Origin of the sequence: Rhodococcus sp. R1101, assembly GCF_000278445.1 — a bacterium.
GTDB classification, from domain to species: Bacteria; Actinomycetota; Actinomycetes; order Mycobacteriales; family Mycobacteriaceae; genus Rhodococcus; species Rhodococcus gordoniae.
Map to the genome: position 1 here is coordinate 1 of NZ_AJVB01000054.1, position 14,647 is coordinate 14,647.

General features: G+C 68.6%; 16 protein-coding genes. 3 read left to right on the plus strand and 13 right to left on the minus strand.

From position 1 onward, the window contains the following. Window positions 1–226: 226 nt before the first annotated feature. Entirely contained in the window at window positions 227–1,324 is a 1,098-nt protein-coding gene (locus tag R1101_RS0106370; RefSeq protein WP_016932631.1) for a PLP-dependent cysteine synthase family protein, read from the minus strand. Continuing rightward, on the minus strand, window positions 1,321–1,704 hold the full coding sequence (locus R1101_RS0106375; RefSeq protein ID WP_026002950.1) for a DUF4229 domain-containing protein: 384 nt from the start codon (window positions 1,702–1,704) through the stop codon (window positions 1,321–1,323). The genes R1101_RS0106370 and R1101_RS0106375 overlap by 4 nt, the downstream gene beginning before the upstream one ends. A gap of 208 nt (window positions 1,705–1,912) precedes the next feature. Between R1101_RS0106375 and R1101_RS0106380 the strand changes: the two genes are divergently transcribed. Then, window positions 1,913–2,122 carry a BldC family transcriptional regulator gene (locus R1101_RS0106380; protein ID WP_006552323.1) on the plus strand — a complete coding sequence of 70 codons (210 nt, stop codon included), beginning with the start codon at window positions 1,913–1,915 and terminating at the stop codon, window positions 2,120–2,122. Between the two features lie 206 nt (window positions 2,123–2,328). After that, complete coding sequence (locus R1101_RS0106385) at window positions 2,329–2,529, plus strand: hypothetical protein (protein WP_016932633.1); 201 nt, start codon at window positions 2,329–2,331, stop codon at window positions 2,527–2,529. Here the strand turns inward: R1101_RS0106385 and R1101_RS0106390 are convergent. The 7 genes from R1101_RS0106390 to hemL all read right to left on the minus strand — a co-directional run bounded on the left by R1101_RS0106390 (window position 2,511) and on the right by hemL (window position 9,714). Continuing rightward, window positions 2,511–3,566 (minus strand): MinD/ParA family ATP-binding protein, encoded by a 1,056-nt coding sequence (locus R1101_RS0106390; protein ID WP_016932634.1) that lies wholly within the window; start codon window positions 3,564–3,566, stop codon window positions 2,511–2,513. The genes R1101_RS0106385 and R1101_RS0106390 overlap by 19 nt on opposite strands. A 51-nt stretch (window positions 3,567–3,617) precedes the next feature. After that, window positions 3,618–4,589: a c-type cytochrome biogenesis protein CcsB gene (gene ccsB / locus R1101_RS0106395; RefSeq protein WP_016932635.1), complete on the minus strand. Its 972-nt coding sequence runs from the start codon at window positions 4,587–4,589 to the stop codon at window positions 3,618–3,620. Then, complete coding sequence (resB, locus tag R1101_RS0106400) at window positions 4,589–6,256, minus strand: cytochrome c biogenesis protein ResB (protein WP_016932636.1); 1,668 nt, start codon at window positions 6,254–6,256, stop codon at window positions 4,589–4,591. The genes ccsB and resB overlap by 1 nt, the downstream gene beginning before the upstream one ends. After that, on the minus strand, window positions 6,253–7,074 hold the full coding sequence (locus R1101_RS0106405; protein ID WP_016932637.1) for a cytochrome c biogenesis CcdA family protein: 822 nt from the start codon (window positions 7,072–7,074) through the stop codon (window positions 6,253–6,255). Before R1101_RS0106405 ends, resB begins: the two co-directional genes overlap by 4 nt. Beyond that, on the minus strand, window positions 7,074–7,679 hold the full coding sequence (locus tag R1101_RS0106410) for a TlpA disulfide reductase family protein (protein WP_026002952.1): 606 nt from the start codon (window positions 7,677–7,679) through the stop codon (window positions 7,074–7,076). The genes R1101_RS0106405 and R1101_RS0106410 overlap by 1 nt, the downstream gene beginning before the upstream one ends. Next, entirely contained in the window at window positions 7,676–8,326 is a 651-nt protein-coding gene (locus R1101_RS0106415; RefSeq protein WP_016932639.1) for a histidine phosphatase family protein, read from the minus strand. The genes R1101_RS0106410 and R1101_RS0106415 overlap by 4 nt, the downstream gene beginning before the upstream one ends. Window positions 8,327–8,388: 62 nt before the next feature. Next, the gene (hemL, locus tag R1101_RS0106420; RefSeq protein ID WP_026002953.1) at window positions 8,389–9,714 is read right to left on the minus strand and encodes a glutamate-1-semialdehyde 2,1-aminomutase; all 1,326 of its coding nucleotides are present in this window, start codon (window positions 9,712–9,714) and stop codon (window positions 8,389–8,391) included. A gap of 126 nt (window positions 9,715–9,840) precedes the next feature. On the opposite strand from hemL, the gene R1101_RS0106425 reads away from it, so the two are divergent. Beyond that, window positions 9,841–11,787, plus strand: a complete 1,947-nt coding sequence (locus tag R1101_RS0106425) for an acyl-CoA dehydrogenase family protein (RefSeq protein ID WP_016932641.1) — start codon at window positions 9,841–9,843, stop codon at window positions 11,785–11,787. On the opposite strand, the gene R1101_RS0106430 is transcribed toward R1101_RS0106425, so the two are convergent. From R1101_RS0106430 to R1101_RS0106450, 4 genes are all read right to left on the minus strand, one after another. Further along, window positions 11,769–12,266 (minus strand): hypothetical protein, encoded by a 498-nt coding sequence (locus R1101_RS0106430; protein ID WP_016932642.1) that lies wholly within the window; start codon window positions 12,264–12,266, stop codon window positions 11,769–11,771. The two genes, R1101_RS0106425 and R1101_RS0106430, sit on opposite strands and share 19 nt — an antisense overlap. A gap of 209 nt (window positions 12,267–12,475) precedes the next feature. Beyond that, window positions 12,476–13,009, minus strand: a complete 534-nt coding sequence (locus tag R1101_RS0106440; RefSeq protein ID WP_016932644.1) for a hypothetical protein — start codon at window positions 13,007–13,009, stop codon at window positions 12,476–12,478. Continuing rightward, entirely contained in the window at window positions 13,006–13,983 is a 978-nt protein-coding gene (gene hemB / locus R1101_RS0106445; RefSeq protein ID WP_026002955.1) for a porphobilinogen synthase, read from the minus strand. The genes R1101_RS0106440 and hemB overlap by 4 nt, the downstream gene beginning before the upstream one ends. A gap of 79 nt (window positions 13,984–14,062) precedes the next feature. Then, on the minus strand, window positions 14,063–14,647 hold a 585-nt coding region (locus R1101_RS0106450; RefSeq protein ID WP_016932646.1), incomplete at its 5' end, for a uroporphyrinogen-III synthase.

The following is a 14,647-nucleotide window of genomic DNA, read 5'->3' on the forward strand; positions in this document are numbered from 1 at the left end:
TCCGCAATTCGACGAGAGCGGTGGTCGGCGGATCGCCTCTTGCCGGGCTGCCACGACGCCGGATCCGGCACCGTCGGCGAATCGTTCGAACATGTCGATCACCTGCGCTTCCGGGTGTGTTTCTGATGTACCGCCTGACGGCTGACCCCGAGTTCGTCGGCGAGGTCGACAACCGGGGTGCGTCAACGAAAATTGACAACCGCCCGGTGCGCGGGTCGCAGAGGTTCTACCGGGGCCAACGGCCGGTGGCCGAGAACTTCTCCAGCACCGCGAGCGGCCCGGCGAGGTCCATCCCCTCGGCGGCGACCCACTCGTCGGAGAAGTAGGTGTCGGCGTAACGCTCACCGCCGTCGCACAGCAACGTCACGACACTGCCCTCGTGGCCCGCGGCGAGCATCTCGGCGATCAGGCCGAAGGCTCCCCACAGGTTCGTGCCCGTCGAGCCGCCCACGCGACGCCCGAGCGTGGCACTCGCGTGCCGCATCGCAGCGATCGATGCCGCATCGGGCACCCGCACCATCCGGTCGACGACCTCGGGCACGAAGGACGGCTCGACGCGCGGACGTCCGATCCCCTCGATGCGCGAGGACATCCCGGTGGTGTAGTCGGCCGATCCCGTCTCGTATCCGCCGAAGAACGCGGAGTTCTCCGGATCGACGACGGCCAACCGCGTCCGATGCCGGCGGTAGCGGATGTATCGGCCCAGGGTCGCGCTCGTGCCGCCGGTCCCGGCGCCGACGACGATCCACTCCGGCACGGGATGACGCTCGAGGCGCATCTGCGAGTAGATGCTCTCGGCGATGTTGTTGTTGCCGCGCCAGTCGGTGACCCGCTCGGCGTTCGTGAACTGGTCCATGAAGCATCCGCCGAGCTCGTCGGCGAGCCGCTGCGCCTCGGTGTAGATCTCCGGCGGCCGATCGATGTAGTGGCACCGGCCGCCCTGCGCCTCGATGAGCGCCACCTTCGCAGGCGACGTGCGACGCGGCACGACCGCCACGAAGTCGAGGCCGAGGAGTCGCGCGAAGTACGCCTCACTCACGGCCGTGGAACCGGACGATGCCTCGATGATCGGAGTTCCTTCTCGGATCCAGCCGTTGCACAGGGCATAGAGGAACAGCGAGCGCGCCAGACGGTGCTTGAGGCTGCCCGTGATGTGCGTCGACTCGTCCTTGAGATAGAGATCGATGCCCCAGTCCCCCGGGAGCGGGTAGCGGAGGAGATGGGTGTCGGCGCTGCGCTGGGCGTCGGCCTCGATGAGCCGGACGGCGTTGTCGACCCAGTCCCGGGCTGCGCTGCGGTCGACGACCGCTCCGGTCGTGGTCACCGCCCGTTCTCGCCGCGCATGCGCTTCTCGAGGTCGGCTCGGTCGGTGCGGCGACGCTCGTCGACCGCGGCGATGCCCTCGTTGACACGGCGCCGGAGCGCGGAGAACAGCACGAGCGAGACGGGCAGCGCGATGAGCACGCCGAACAGGGCGGCGACGAGGAGCGGGATTTCCACCCCGAACACACGGGGAACGTAGAGAATGAGCAGAGTGAGCACGACCACGAGAGCGAGCCGGGCCACCGAGTACAACGCGACGTCCCGGATCAGGGACCCGGTCCCCGTCGGGCGGCCGTCGGCCGTGGCGCCCCCGCCACGAGGGTGTGGGGTGCGCTGGGAAGGGGTATCCGAGGGTTCGTTCCGGCGTTCGTCGTTCACCAGTCCAGGTTAACCGGCCGTCGGGACCGCGAGTTCGGAGACGATTGCCGGAAGTCGGACATCCGTCCGTTTTGTCTATTACTTCCGCTTTACCAACCGTAGACCGTTCGAGCAACCAGGGGTGTCGGTGCCACCATGGGCTTGGACATCCCGATCGAACAACTCGATCGCGTCGAACAACTCGATCACGACAACCGGGAGGACATTCGCAATGAGCGCACCCACTTTCAACGGCGCGAAGGAATCCCTGCTGACCCCGGGTCAGGTGGCGGCCCTGTTCCATGTGGATCCCAAGACCGTCACCCGGTGGGCCCACGCCGGCCGATTGGGCTCGCTGCGGACCCCGGGCGGACATCGCCGCTTCCGTGAGTCGGAGGTCCTGGCACTCCTCCGCTCGCTCACCACCGAAGCAACGCGCTGATCGGAGCACGCGCGACTCTTCGAGTCGGCACATCGCACTTCCGGCGTGCACCTACCGGGCCTCGTCCGCCCACTCGCGGAACCCACGTGCCGGACCCGGTTCCGCACACATAGACTGTGGGCGAACCGTGCTGCGCGCGCCGCAGCCCGGAAGGTGCACGGCGAGGGCGCATCCTCTCCGGCACTGCCACGGTCAGGAGGTGCAACGTGCTCTATCTGTTGGCACTCATCGGTGCGGTGACCCTCGCCGTCCTGCTGTGGAAGGCGTACGGTCCCGCATCGCGTCCGCCGACCCGCGTGGTCGGCCCGGACGACGATCCCGACTTCCTCTGGAAGGTCGATCGCGAGGTGCACCGCCGCCGCAGCGGCGACGGCACGACCGAGTCCGATCAGGAGCGGGGCGACTGACCGCTCGCACTGCGGACCGAACCACCGGCCGAACCGTCGCGTCCTTGCGCGTCGCGCCATCGGCCTTCGTTCCGCTGGGCGCCGAAACCGTCTGCGATATCCGCGGCGAGTCCGAGGAGGGCACGCCGCGTTCTCCTGTGCAACCGCTCCAGGTCGATCTCCGCGCCTTCTTCGAGGTGGGGATCGAAAGGTAGGACGTGTACCGTGCGGCAACGCTGTTCGAAATGCCGCACCACGAGGTCGAGATCGACCTTGCCCGATCCCGGCCGCACCGCGTTGACCACGGCCACCGATCGCTCGACGAGTTCGCGGTAACCGTGTGCGTCGAGCCAGTCGAGCGTCGCCGAGGCGCTGCGGGCGCCGTCCACCGAACCCGAACTGATCACGACCAGCGTGTCGGCGTTCTCGAGGATCGCGCTCATGGCCGAGTGCATGAGTCCGGTCCCGCAATCCGTGAGCACGATGCTGTAGAACCGGTCGAGCAGGCCCAGCGTCCGCTCGTAGTCGCCGGCGCTGAACGCCTCGGAGACCGCCGGGTCGGTGTCCGAGGCGAGCACCTCGAGACGGTGCGTGTTCTGCGAGGTGTAGGCGCGGACGTCCGCGTACGTCTCGAGCAGTGCCTGGTCGCGCAGCAGTGTGCGCACGGTGGCCGGAGTCTGTTCGGCCACCTTCTGGCTCAGCGTGCCACGGTCCGGATTCGCGTCGACCGCGACGACCCGATCACCGCGCAGCTCCGCGAAGGTCGAGCCGAGGGTGACCGTCGTGGTCGTCTTCCCCACCCCGCCCTTGAGGCTCAGCAGGGCGATCCGATGGCAGCCGTACAACGGTGCGCGCACCCGCTCGGCCAGCTCGTCCTTGCGTTGCTGCCGGAAACTCTCCCCGACATGGACGCGGCCACCGGTCGCCCGGTGGACCACCCGCCGCCAGCCCTTCCGCGGCGGGGCTGCGACCGGCCGTACCAACAGCGACGAATCCAGCGCTGTCGCATCCAGAGCGTTCCCGTCGAGCCCCCACGACTCGATACCGGACCCATCCACCGCGTTCTCCCCCCGTCGACTGTCACGGACGACGGGGGGACGATAGCAGCCTCAGTTGAGCCCGGCGTACGAGTGCAGGCCCGAGACCACCATGTTGATGATGAACAGGTTGAACAGCATCGCGACGAACCCGACGACGTTGATCCAGGCCGCACGGGTGTTACGCCATCCGGAGGTCGCGCGGGCGTGCAGATAGGCGGCGTAGACCACCCATGTGATGAACGAGACCGTCTCCTTCGGGTCCCATCCCCAGAACCGTCCCCATGCCGCCTCGGCCCAGATCGCACCGAGGATGATGCCGACACCGAAGAGCGGGAACCCGATGATCGTGGTGCGGTAGGCGAGCCGATCGAGGGTCTGGGCGTCCGGCAGACGCTCCGCGAGCGCTGCGAACACTCCGCTGTGCTCCTCGCCCTTCGGGAAGCGGATCCGCAGAAGGAACAGCAGACTCGCCACGCCCGAGACGAGGAAGATGCCGCTGCCGACACTGATGATCGTCACGTGGATCGGCAACCAGAACGACTGCAGGGCGGGAACCACGGGAGCAGCGTCGGCGTACAGCACCGTCGCCGCGAGGAACATGAGGATCAGGACGGGGGCCAGCAGGTAGACCCACATCGTGCGGTAGGCCGGCCTGCGCAGGACGACCAGGCCGAAGATCACAGCGGCGGCGCACGCCATCGCCACGAACTCGTACATGTTGCCCAGCGGGAACCGCTCGGTGGCCAGGCCGCGCAGCACGATGGAAGCGACCTGCAGTCCGGCGACCACGACGACCAGTGCGCGTCCCATGTTGCCGACACGCTGCGACAGGGTGCGCCCGGGGGTCTGGTCGATCCGTCCCGGTCCGGCAGGGGCCGATCGGGTGCCGGAGGCCACGAGTTCGCGTTCCCGCTGCGCCACCAGGTCGGCCCGGTGGGTCGCGTACTCGGCGACGAGCAGCACCAGCGCCAGCACGAGCACCGCGAACGCCGATTCGAAGGCCCAGTCGCTGTACCGCGCGAGGGTGTCGTTCTGTGTCATCAGTTCTTCTTCTCCTGTGCCGCCGGGGCGGAAGGTGCGTTGTCGCCGAGAAGGCGCTCGACCAGACGGTCGAACTCGTCTCCCCATCCGGCCTGATCGGTTCGTGCGAGGCCGCCGAGCTCTACTACGGTTCGTCGTTCACCGTCGATCACTGTACCGTCCGGGTACGCGCGTGCCCACACTCTGCGTCGTTTGACCAGCAGCGATACGAGCAGGCCGATCATCATGGAGATCGCCGCGACCAGCACCCACTGCTGAACCGGGTCGTGGGAGACCTGCAGGTTGACGAAGTCGGTGGCCTTGTCGAACCGCACCTCGGTGCCGTCGGCAAGTGTCACGCTCTCCCCCGGACGCAGGTTGACGCGGTCCTGTTTCACGAGGCGTCCCTGATTGATCAGTTCCTTGCTGAGCGAGAACAGCGACTGCGGGCTGCCGGTGTCGAGACCGGAGTCGCCCTTGTAGATGTCGATGGCGACGGCCGGGTCCGTCATCGCCGGGAAGATCGATGTGAGCAGTGTGCCGTGGAACGACGCCGTCGGCGCGAACAGTCCCTCGATGGCGATCTGGTTCTTCCGGCGCTCGTCGGCGTCGGGGAACATGCCGCCGGGCGGGTCGAAGCGCATCGCGCCGCTGCTGAGGAAGGTCGTCGCGTCGTCCGGTGCCCACTGCAGCGTCTCGGTACGGGTCTCACCGTTCGGCCAGGTGACCGTGAAGGTCGGGGCGTAGCCGTGGCCCTGCAGGTACACACGGTCGCTGCCGACCCGCAGCGGATGATTGACCTTCAACTGCGCGTCGCGCCAGGTGTTCGTGACGAGATCGTCGCCGTACTGGTACTCGATGTCGGAGGTGAACATCTCCGCCTGCCCGTTGTCGAGATAGTCGGCGGCGAAGGTGTGCACCCGTACGCACATCGGGTTCAGTCCGGTCCCGTCGAGCGTGAGACCGGCCCGGAAGGAGTCGAAGGACGCCGGTGATGTCGTGCAGAACTCCTGACCGTTCGCCACGAGGATGCGCTGACCCTCGTAGCCGAGAAGCTTGCCTGCGGCGACCGCGACGAGCAGTCCGACGAGGGAGATGTGGAAGACCAGGTTGCCGGCCTCGCGCAGATAGCCCTTCTCGGCGGAGAGGGTCATCTCGCCGTCGCGCTCCCGGGCACCGCCCTCGCGACGCGCGATCTTCCATCCGCGCAACTGCCCCTGGATGTGCTCGAGGACCGCCTCGGGGGTCTCGGCCACTGTGGTCTGCACATGATGCGGAAGACGCTTCAGGTTGCGGGGTGCGGGGACCGGCGGCGTCCGCAGGGCGCGCAGATGCTCGACGCAACGCGGCAGGATGCAGCCGACCAGCGAGACGAACAGCAGCACGTAGATCGCGGTGAACCAGAAGCTGCCGAAGACGTCGAACAGCTCGAGCCGGTCCATGATCGGGCCGAGGGCCGGACGTGCCGCGATGTACTCGTCGACCTTCTGGTTGTTGAGGCTGCGCTGCGGCAGGAGCGCGCCGGGGATCGCGGCGAGAGCGAGCAGGAACAACAGGACCAGGGCGGTCCGCATCGACGTCAGGCCGCGCCAGGTGTTCCGGACGAGCGCGGCGGCACGTCCGGCCGTGCTCTGCCGGGGCGGAGGCGAGGGTTGCGGGGCGGGCGTCGGGGTGTGTGTCGCGGTCATACGGGCAGAGTCACTTCCGAGATGAACGAGTCACGGATCCAGGACACGAACAGGTCCCATGCGCCGGTGACGAGAGCGATACCGACGGCCACGAGCATCAGGCCGCCGACGATTTGCACGGTACGCGCGTGCGTCCGCAGCCAGCCGACTCCCCGCAATGCCCGCGCCGAACCGAGGGCGAGCACGACGAACGGCAGTCCCAGGCCGAGGCAGTACGCGACGATCAACGCGACCCCACGGGCTGCGGTCGTACCCTCCGTACCCGCCGCGAGCGAGATCACCCCCGCGAGGGTGGGGCCGAGGCAGGGGGTCCACCCGAGCGCGAACACCGCGCCGAGCAGCGGCGCTCCTGCCAGATTGGAGATGCGGCGCGGGGTCGGCCGGGTGTCGCGCTGCAGAGCCGGCACGAGGCCGAGGAAGACCAGACCCATGACGATCGTGATCACACCACCGACCCGCATGAGCAGTTCACGGTTGACGGCGAGCGCGGAGATCGCACCGAAGATCGAGACCGTCGCGAGGACGAACACCACCGTGAAACCCGCGACGAACAGTGCGGCAGCACCGGCGACCCGGAGCCGTCCGTCGCTGCGGAGCGCCGTCGTACGGGTACCGGCCTGCTCCGCGGTCACGGCCGGAGCCTCGGCTCCCACCACCCCGGCGAGATAGGACAGATAACCGGGAACGAGCGGCACCACACAGGGCGACGCGAAGGAGACGAGACCGGCGAGCAGGCACGCGCCCATCGCCAGCAGCAACGGACCCGACAGGGCCGCGTTCTGGAAGGTCTCGCCGATACCCGACGCCAGGATCGTCATCACCGCTCCGTCTCCGGCTCTGCCGCGACCCGCTCGACGACCGGCTGCAGGTCCTCGGCGAGCAACTCCGTCAGGTACACCGCGGCCACCCGGTGCTCCCGGTCGAGCACGACCGTCGTCGGCACCACCGAGGTCGGATAGTTCCGTCCGAGCGCGAGAAGCGAGCGCATCGGCGGGTCGTAGATCGACGGATAGCCGATCCGCTGATCGGTCACGAAGTCCTGGGCCTTGTCGCGCTGGCTGTCGCGCACGTTGATGCCGAGGAACTGCACCCCGAGATCCTTGGTGGCCTCGTAGACCCGTTCGAGATCGTCGGCTTCGCTGCGGCAGGGGGCGCACCACTGGCCCCACACGTTGAGCACGACCACCTGTCCCTCGTAATCGTCGAGGGAGAGGGTCTCGCCCTCGTTCATGAGGTCTTCCCCGGACAGTTCCCCGAGGGTGCCGCGCTCGGCCGGGGGGTCGTAGAAGATGCGGGTCTGCCCACCGGGCGAGACGAAGTCGAACGTTCCGCCGGTGGCGACGGCGTCGTCGCCGGTGGCACAGGAGGTGAGAAGAACGGCGCCGCAGAGCGCAACGACGGCCGCCCGGAGCACTCTTCTCATGCGCCGTGGACGTTGGGGTCGGAGGCGCCGGCCGGTTCGGAGTACACCAGGTCGACGAGGGTGTCGCCCTCGTAGACCAGGGAGGTCAGCGACGCGAGGCTGCACTGGCGGCGGCGCGGATCGTGCCACAGGCGCTCGCCCTCGAGGAACCGGCGCAGCGTCCACACCGGAAGCTGGTGACTCACGCACACCGCTTCGCGTCCCGCCGCGGCCACGCGCGCGGCGTTGACGGCGGCGAGCATGCGGTGGGCGATCTGCAGGTAGGGCTCCCCCCACGACGGCGTGAACGGATCGCGCAGCTTCCACCAGTGCCGGGGCCGGGCGAGCGCACCGTCGCCGACCGAGACCTTGAGGCCCTCGAAGTCGTTGGCCGCCTCGATGAGGTTCTCGTCGGTGCGGATCTGCAGTCCGTGCTTCTCCGCGATCGGAGCGGCCGTCTGCTGCGCCCGGTCGAGCGGCGATGCGACCACGTGCGCGATGTCGTGGTCGGCCAGCGAGGCCGCGACCGCTCGTGCCTGCGCTTCGCCGGTCACCGACAACCGGAATCCGGCCAGGCGACCGTAGAGGATGCCGGAGGGGTTGTGTACCTCTCCGTGGCGGAGCACGTGCACGATCGTGCGGGTCTCGGACGGGGCGGCGTCGGTCACGTCGATTGTTCCTCGAGGGGTGTGGAAGGGGCGGGAGTTCGTCGGCAGGGAACGCGGTGGGGTTACGGCGCGGTCGCCGCCGCAGCCGCGCGGGCGGCGTGCGGCAGGGCATCGGCGATCCGCGAGAACGCGTCGTCGTCGAGCGCGGACGAGACGAACCACGTCTCGAAGGCGCTCGGTGGCGCGTAGACGCCACGCTGGAGCAGAGAGTGGAAGAAGGCCGGGAACCGCCAGGTCTGCGCAGCCTTGGCCTGGTCGTAGTTCGTCACCGGCTCATCGGTGAAGAAGACGCTCAGCAGAGTGCCGGCGTTCTGGATGCGGTGCGGCACCCCTTCGGCGGCCAGAGCCTCGCCGAGCAGGCGACCGAGGGTCTCGGCGTTGCGGTCCAGTGCGGCGTAGACGTCGGCGTCGGCGGCCCGCAGGCTCGCGAGGCCGGCGGCGACGGCGACAGGATTACCGGAGAGGGTGCCGGCCTGGTAGACCGGGCCGCTCGGGGCGAGATGGGCCATCACGTCGGCGCGACCGCCGAAGGCCGCGGCAGGCAGACCACCGCTCATGACCTTGCCGAAGGTCATGAGGTCGCCGGAGACGCCGTCGATGCCGTGCCAGCCGGTCGGGCTCGCACGGAAGCCGGTCATCACCTCGTCCATGATCAGCAGCGCGCCGTGCTCGCGGGTGAGCCCGCGGAGCCCCTCGTTGAAGCCGGGCACCGGCGGAACCGTTCCCATGTTGCCGGCGGCAGCCTCGGTGATGACCGCCGCGATCTCGCCGGGGTTCGCTTCGAAGGCGTCGCGTACGGCGTCGAGGTCGTTGTAGGGGACGACGATGGTGTCACCGGCCTGGGCACCGGTGACCCCCGGCGAGGTGGGCAGACCGAAGGTCGCGAGACCGGAACCGGCGTCGGCGAGCAGGGCGTCGACGTGACCGTGATAACAGCCGGCGAACTTCACGATCTTCGATCGTCCGGTGAATCCGCGCGCGAGGCGGACCGCACTCATGGTCGCCTCGGTGCCGGAATTGACGAGCCGGACCTGCTCGACGGGCGCGATGCGAGCGACGATCTCCTCGGCGAGTTCGACCTCACCTTCGGTGGGTGCACCGAACGACAGACCGGCGACGGCGGTGGACCGGACCGCCTCGACGACGGCGGGATGAGCGTGCCCGAGAATCATCGGACCCCAGGAACACACCAGGTCGACATAGGTATTGCCGTCGACGTCGGTGAGCAGCGGACCCGATCCCGACGCGAAGAAGGGGGGATTGCCGCCGACCGATCCGAACGCGCGGACCGGAGAGTTGACGCCCCCCGGTGTCACCTTCGATGCCCGGTGGAAGAGTGCGGCGGATCGAGTGTCGTGGGTGGACGAAGCATCGGGGGTCGCAGTCACGACTTCCAGTGTCCGTAGTTTCGCGAGATTTGCCAAAAACACGGGTGATCAAACCTGATGTGTTTTTTCTCCCGTACCAGGAAAAAGGGACACCGTGAGTGACATGCCGCACCTATCGTCTGAGGCATGCCGACCACAGCCGAACATCTGCGCATTGCTCTCGACGGTGCGTGGCACGAAGCCCGCGAACGCGCACGCACGGATCTCGCGCACGAGAAGTTCGCACCGCACTACACCCCCGAGACCGACAAGGCCCGCGCCATCGCACTCGAGCAGATGCGCCTCCTGGCCGAGCACGGGTACGCCGCGGCAGGCTTCTCCGTCGAATCCGGCGGCACGGGCGACGCGGGCAGTGCGGTGGCCTCCATCGAGATGCTCGCGATGTCCGACCTGTCGCTGATGGTCAAGGCCGGCGTGCAGTGGGGGCTGTTCGGCGGTGCCATCGAGAACCTCGGCACCGAGCGGCACCACGAGAAGTACGTCAGACGACTCATCGATCTCGACGTCCTCGGCTGCTTCGCGATGACCGAGACCGGCCACGGCAGCGACGTCCAGTCGCTCGAGACCACGGCGACCTACGATCCGGACACCCAGGAGTTCGTGATCCACTCCCCCACCCCGTCGTCCCGCAAGGATTACATCGGTGGCGCAGCGCAGCACGCCCGGTTCGCGGCGGTCTTCGCCCAGCTCGTCACGCAGGGCGAGACCCACGGCGTGCACTGTTTCGTCGTCCCGATCCGCGACGAGGACGGCCACGACCTGCCGGGGGTGACGACCTCCGATTGCGGATACAAGGGCGGTCTGCCGGGTGTCGACAACGGCCGCATCGTCTTCGATCGGGTGCGCGTCCCGCGGGAGAACCTGCTCGACAAGTACGCGGACGTCGAACCGGACGGGACGTACGTCTCCGATATCGACAACCCGAGCCGGCGGTTCTTCACGATGCTCGGCACCCTCGTCCGCGGCCGGATCACCGTCGGCGGGTCGGCGGGGGCTGCCGCGCGGGTCGCGCTGTCCATCGCCACCCGCTACGCCGAGAAGCGTCGTCAGTTCGACGCCCCGGGGCGCGAGGGCGAGGTTCCGATCATGGACTATCTCGTCCACCAGCGGCGCTTGCTCCCCCTGATCGCCCGCTCGTACGCGCTCGGTTTCGCGCAGAACGAGCTGCTCACGACGATGCACCGGTTGCAGTCGACGTCCTTGCAGGAACTCGACGCGCAGGAGCAGCGCGAACTCGAGGGCCGCGCGGCCGGTCTGAAGGTCGCCAACACCTGGCACGCGTCGCGGGCGATCCAGGAGTGCCGCGAGGCCTGCGGTGGTGCCGGGTACATGGCCGAGAACCGGCTCACGGCGCTGCGCGCGGATGTGGACGTGTTCACCACCTTCGAGGGCGACAACCACGTCCTGACCCAGCTGGTCGCGAAGGAACTGCTCACGGCCTACGCCGACGAGGTGCAGGGCATGAGCCCGGTGGAGTGGATGCGGTTCGCCGCCACCACGATCTCCGACATCGTCAAGAAGCGCACGGCGGCGCAGCAGATCATCCAGACGATCGTCGACACCCGCCAGGACAACGAGGAGGACGGCAGCCTCTTCGACCGTGGCACGCAGGTGACGATGTTCGAGGACCGTGAGCAGTACCTGCTGTCCACCGCCGCCCGCCGCCTGCAGGGCGCGATGAAGCGCGAGGACAATCCGTTCGACGCTTTCAACTTCGTGCAGGACCACGTGCTGCACGCCGCCCGCGCGCACATCGACCGGGTCGTGCTCGAGGCGTTCGTCGCCGCGATCGAGGACTGCACGGACGAGACCGCCCGCGACCTGCTGTCGGAACTGTGCGATCTCTACGCGCTGACGATCATCGACGAGGACAAGGCGTGGTTCATGGAACACCGCCTGCTGTCGGTCGAACGGGCCAAGGCGGTCACGCGCGGGATCAACGAGCGGTGCCGCAGCCTGCGCCCGCACGCGCTGACGCTCGTGGAGGGTCTGGGTGTGCCCGAGTACCTGCTCGGCTCGGCCATGCTCGAACGTGAGGGAGCGGTCGTTCCGCCTCAGGACGTCTCGGTCTGACCGGGATCGCCGACGAGCTCGCCGAGCCGAGCTCGAAGCTCGTCGGCGTCCTTCGCCCACGCTCGCACGAACGTCCCTCCGGTCAGGCGCAGTCCGACGGCCTTGCGTCCGCGTGGCACGTCGGACAGTTCGCCGAGGCTACGGGCGGTTTCCCATCGTTTCGGTTCCCCGCGGTCGGCGGGCGGCGGCAGCACCGCCTCGATCTCGGCGACCGGCAGTTCCTCGGTGCCCTGCCGCAGGGCCGTGGACGTGAGTTCGACGCTGACGTGCCGGCGGGCCGCCACGACCATGACGTAGGAGAAACCGGCGAGCACGATCGCGAGGATCGGCAACGCGGCCCAGTGCACGACCGGGCCGGTGAGCAGTTCGACGACGAGGGCCACCATGCAGAAGACCGGGCCGATGGCGACGGTGCGCCATCGCGCGCCGGGTTCGTGGAACAGCGGCTCGGCTGCCTCGGACGGGGACGGACCGGTCAAGCGGCGAACGCGCCGGGGATCACGAGCAGCACCGTGGTCACCAGGCCGAGGACGGCGATGAGAGCGATCAACACCAATTCGCGACGGCGCCCATAGGGCCGCGGTTCCAGCTGCATGACGTCCTTTTCGCTCGAGGGGAAGGGCCTTCGGACCCACATGGTGAGCCCACCGTACTCTTCCGCCGCGCGCGACGAAACCGAGTGGTACGTCTATTCTTCCGGCAGCCGCAGGAAGAATCGGTTGGCGTCGCGCCGGTGCATCAGCACGATCGCTCCGACGGTCGCGACGGCTTGCAGAATGCCCACCACACCGAGTATCCAGCCCGCGCCACCCTCTCCGACGCCCACACCGAACACGGTGGGCAGGGTCGACAGCGACATGAACACACCGAGCAGGGTCAGTAGCATCCGGGCCCAGTTCTTGGCCTTCAGCAGCTGCCGGACCACCAGGTACAGCAGTCCGACGATCACCAGCCCGATGCCCGCGGTCAGCACGACCAGCACCGGGATTGCCGACTCCAGTTGCTCCGTCGTGATGCCCTCGACGGCCTGATCGGCGGCCATCGTGGACATGAGATCGAGCAGTTCGTCGCGTCGGCTCAGCAGATCGGCGAGACTTGCCGCCAAACTCACGACGGCGAGAGCGAGTACCCCACACCACAATTGGTAGGCGGTGGTGACGTCTCCGGGGACGGGACGGTTCGCCGCGGGACCGGGCCCGACGGGCGGAGCGGGAAAACTCATGACAGGCGACCCGCGACCTCGGCGGCCCAGTAGGTGAGGACGATGTCGGCGCCGGCACGCCGGATCCCCACCAGCGATTCGAGGATCGCGGCGTCGCGGTCGATCCAGCCCTTCTGCGCGGCCGCGCTGATCATCGAGTACTCCCCGGAGATCTGATAGGCGGCCACCGGGACGGGCGAACGGTCGGCGACCTCGCGCAGCACGTCGAGATACGACATCGCCGGCTTGACCATCACCATGTCGGCGCCCTCGGCGAGATCGAGATCCACCTCGTGCATCGACTCCCGGCGATTCGCCGGATCCTGCTGGTAGGTGCGGCGGTCGCCTTCGAGGGACGAGCCGACGGCGTCGCGGAAGGGGCCGTAGAACGCCGAGGCGTACTTCGCGGAGTAGGCGAGCTGCCCGACTTCGGTGTGTCCGGCCTCGTCGAGAGCGGACCGGAGGAAACCGATCTGCCCGTCCATCATTCCGCTCGGCCCCAGCAGGTGGGCTCCGGCCTCGGCCTGCGCGACGGCCATCTCGGCGTAGCGCTCGAGCGTCGCGTCGTTGTCGACGACACCGGAACCTGTGAGCACGCCGCAGTGACCGTGGTCGGTGAACTCGTCGAGGCAGGTGTCGGCCATGATCACCGTGGAGTCGCCGAGTTCGCTGCGCAACGAACGCAGTGCGCGGTTGAGCACACCGTCGGGATCGCTCGCCGCGGAGCCGCGGGCGTCCTTGTCCTCGGGCCGGGGCACACCGAAGAGCATCAGTCCGCCGACACCGGCGGCCACGGCCTCGGCCGCGGCCTTGCGCAGCGAATCGGCGGTGTGCTGGTACACCCCGGGCATCGACACGATCTCGCGCGGTTCGTCGAGGTCGTCGGCCACGAACATCGGGAGCACGAGATGGCGGGGTTCGAGGGAGGTCTCTGCCACCAGCCGTCGGATGGCAGGGGTGCTGCGCAGCCGGCGGGGACGGATGTCGGGGAACATGGGGAGAACACCTTCCATACGGGTCGTGCGCGGTTCCGGTAGCGGTGACTACCGGAACCGCGCACGAGTCATCGGAACATCAGCGGCGGGCGCGGGACTTCTTCCGCGGCGGGGGCAATGCGCCCTCGGCACGGAGCCGGGCAGCGTGCTCGGCGAGCGCGTCGACCAGCGGACCGATCTGCGCGGTCTCGGGCTGCACGTCCACCCGCAGGCCGAACTCGATCGCGGTCTCGGCCGTCTTCGGGCCGATGCACGCGACGATCGTGCGGGCGTGCGGCTTGCCGGCGATACCCACGAGATTGCGGACGGTCGACGACGACGTGAAGCACACCGCGTCGAAACCACCGGTCTTGATCATCTCGCGGGTCGCGGCCGGCGGCGGAGCGGCACGCACGGTGCGGTAGGCAGTGACGTCGTCGATCTCCCAGCCCCGTTCGCGCAGGCCTTCGGCGAGGGTCTCGGTGGCGATGTCGGCGCGCGGCAACAGCACCCGGTTGACCGGGTCGAAGACGTCGTCGTACGGGGCGAACTCGGCGAGCAGGCCCAGGCTGGACTGTTCGCCGCTGGGCACGAGTTCGGGGATGATGCCGAACGAGCGCACCTTCGCGGCCGTGGCCTCACCGACACACGCGATCTTGACGCCGGAGAACGCCCGCGCGTCGAG

Excerpts from the sequence above, each read along its gene's own strand:
- R1101_RS0106380 (WP_006552323.1), top strand. The coding sequence starts at position 1,913 with ATGAGCGCACCCACTTTCAACGGCGCGAAGGAATCCCTGCTGACCCCG.
- ccsB (WP_016932635.1), bottom strand. The coding sequence starts at position 4,589 with ATGACACAGAACGACACCCTCGCGCGGTACAGCGACTGGGCCTTCGAA.
- resB (WP_016932636.1), bottom strand. The coding sequence starts at position 6,256 with ATGACCGCGACACACACCCCGACGCCCGCCCCGCAACCCTCGCCTCCG.
- R1101_RS0106405 (WP_016932637.1), bottom strand. The coding sequence starts at position 7,074 with ATGACGATCCTGGCGTCGGGTATCGGCGAGACCTTCCAGAACGCGGCC.
- R1101_RS0106410 (WP_026002952.1), bottom strand. The coding sequence starts at position 7,679 with ATGAGAAGAGTGCTCCGGGCGGCCGTCGTTGCGCTCTGCGGCGCCGTT.
- R1101_RS0106425 (WP_016932641.1), top strand. The coding sequence starts at position 9,841 with ATGCCGACCACAGCCGAACATCTGCGCATTGCTCTCGACGGTGCGTGG.
- R1101_RS0106440 (WP_016932644.1), bottom strand. The coding sequence starts at position 13,009 with ATGAGTTTTCCCGCTCCGCCCGTCGGGCCCGGTCCCGCGGCGAACCGT.
- hemB (WP_026002955.1), bottom strand. The coding sequence starts at position 13,983 with ATGTTCCCCGACATCCGTCCCCGCCGGCTGCGCAGCACCCCTGCCATC.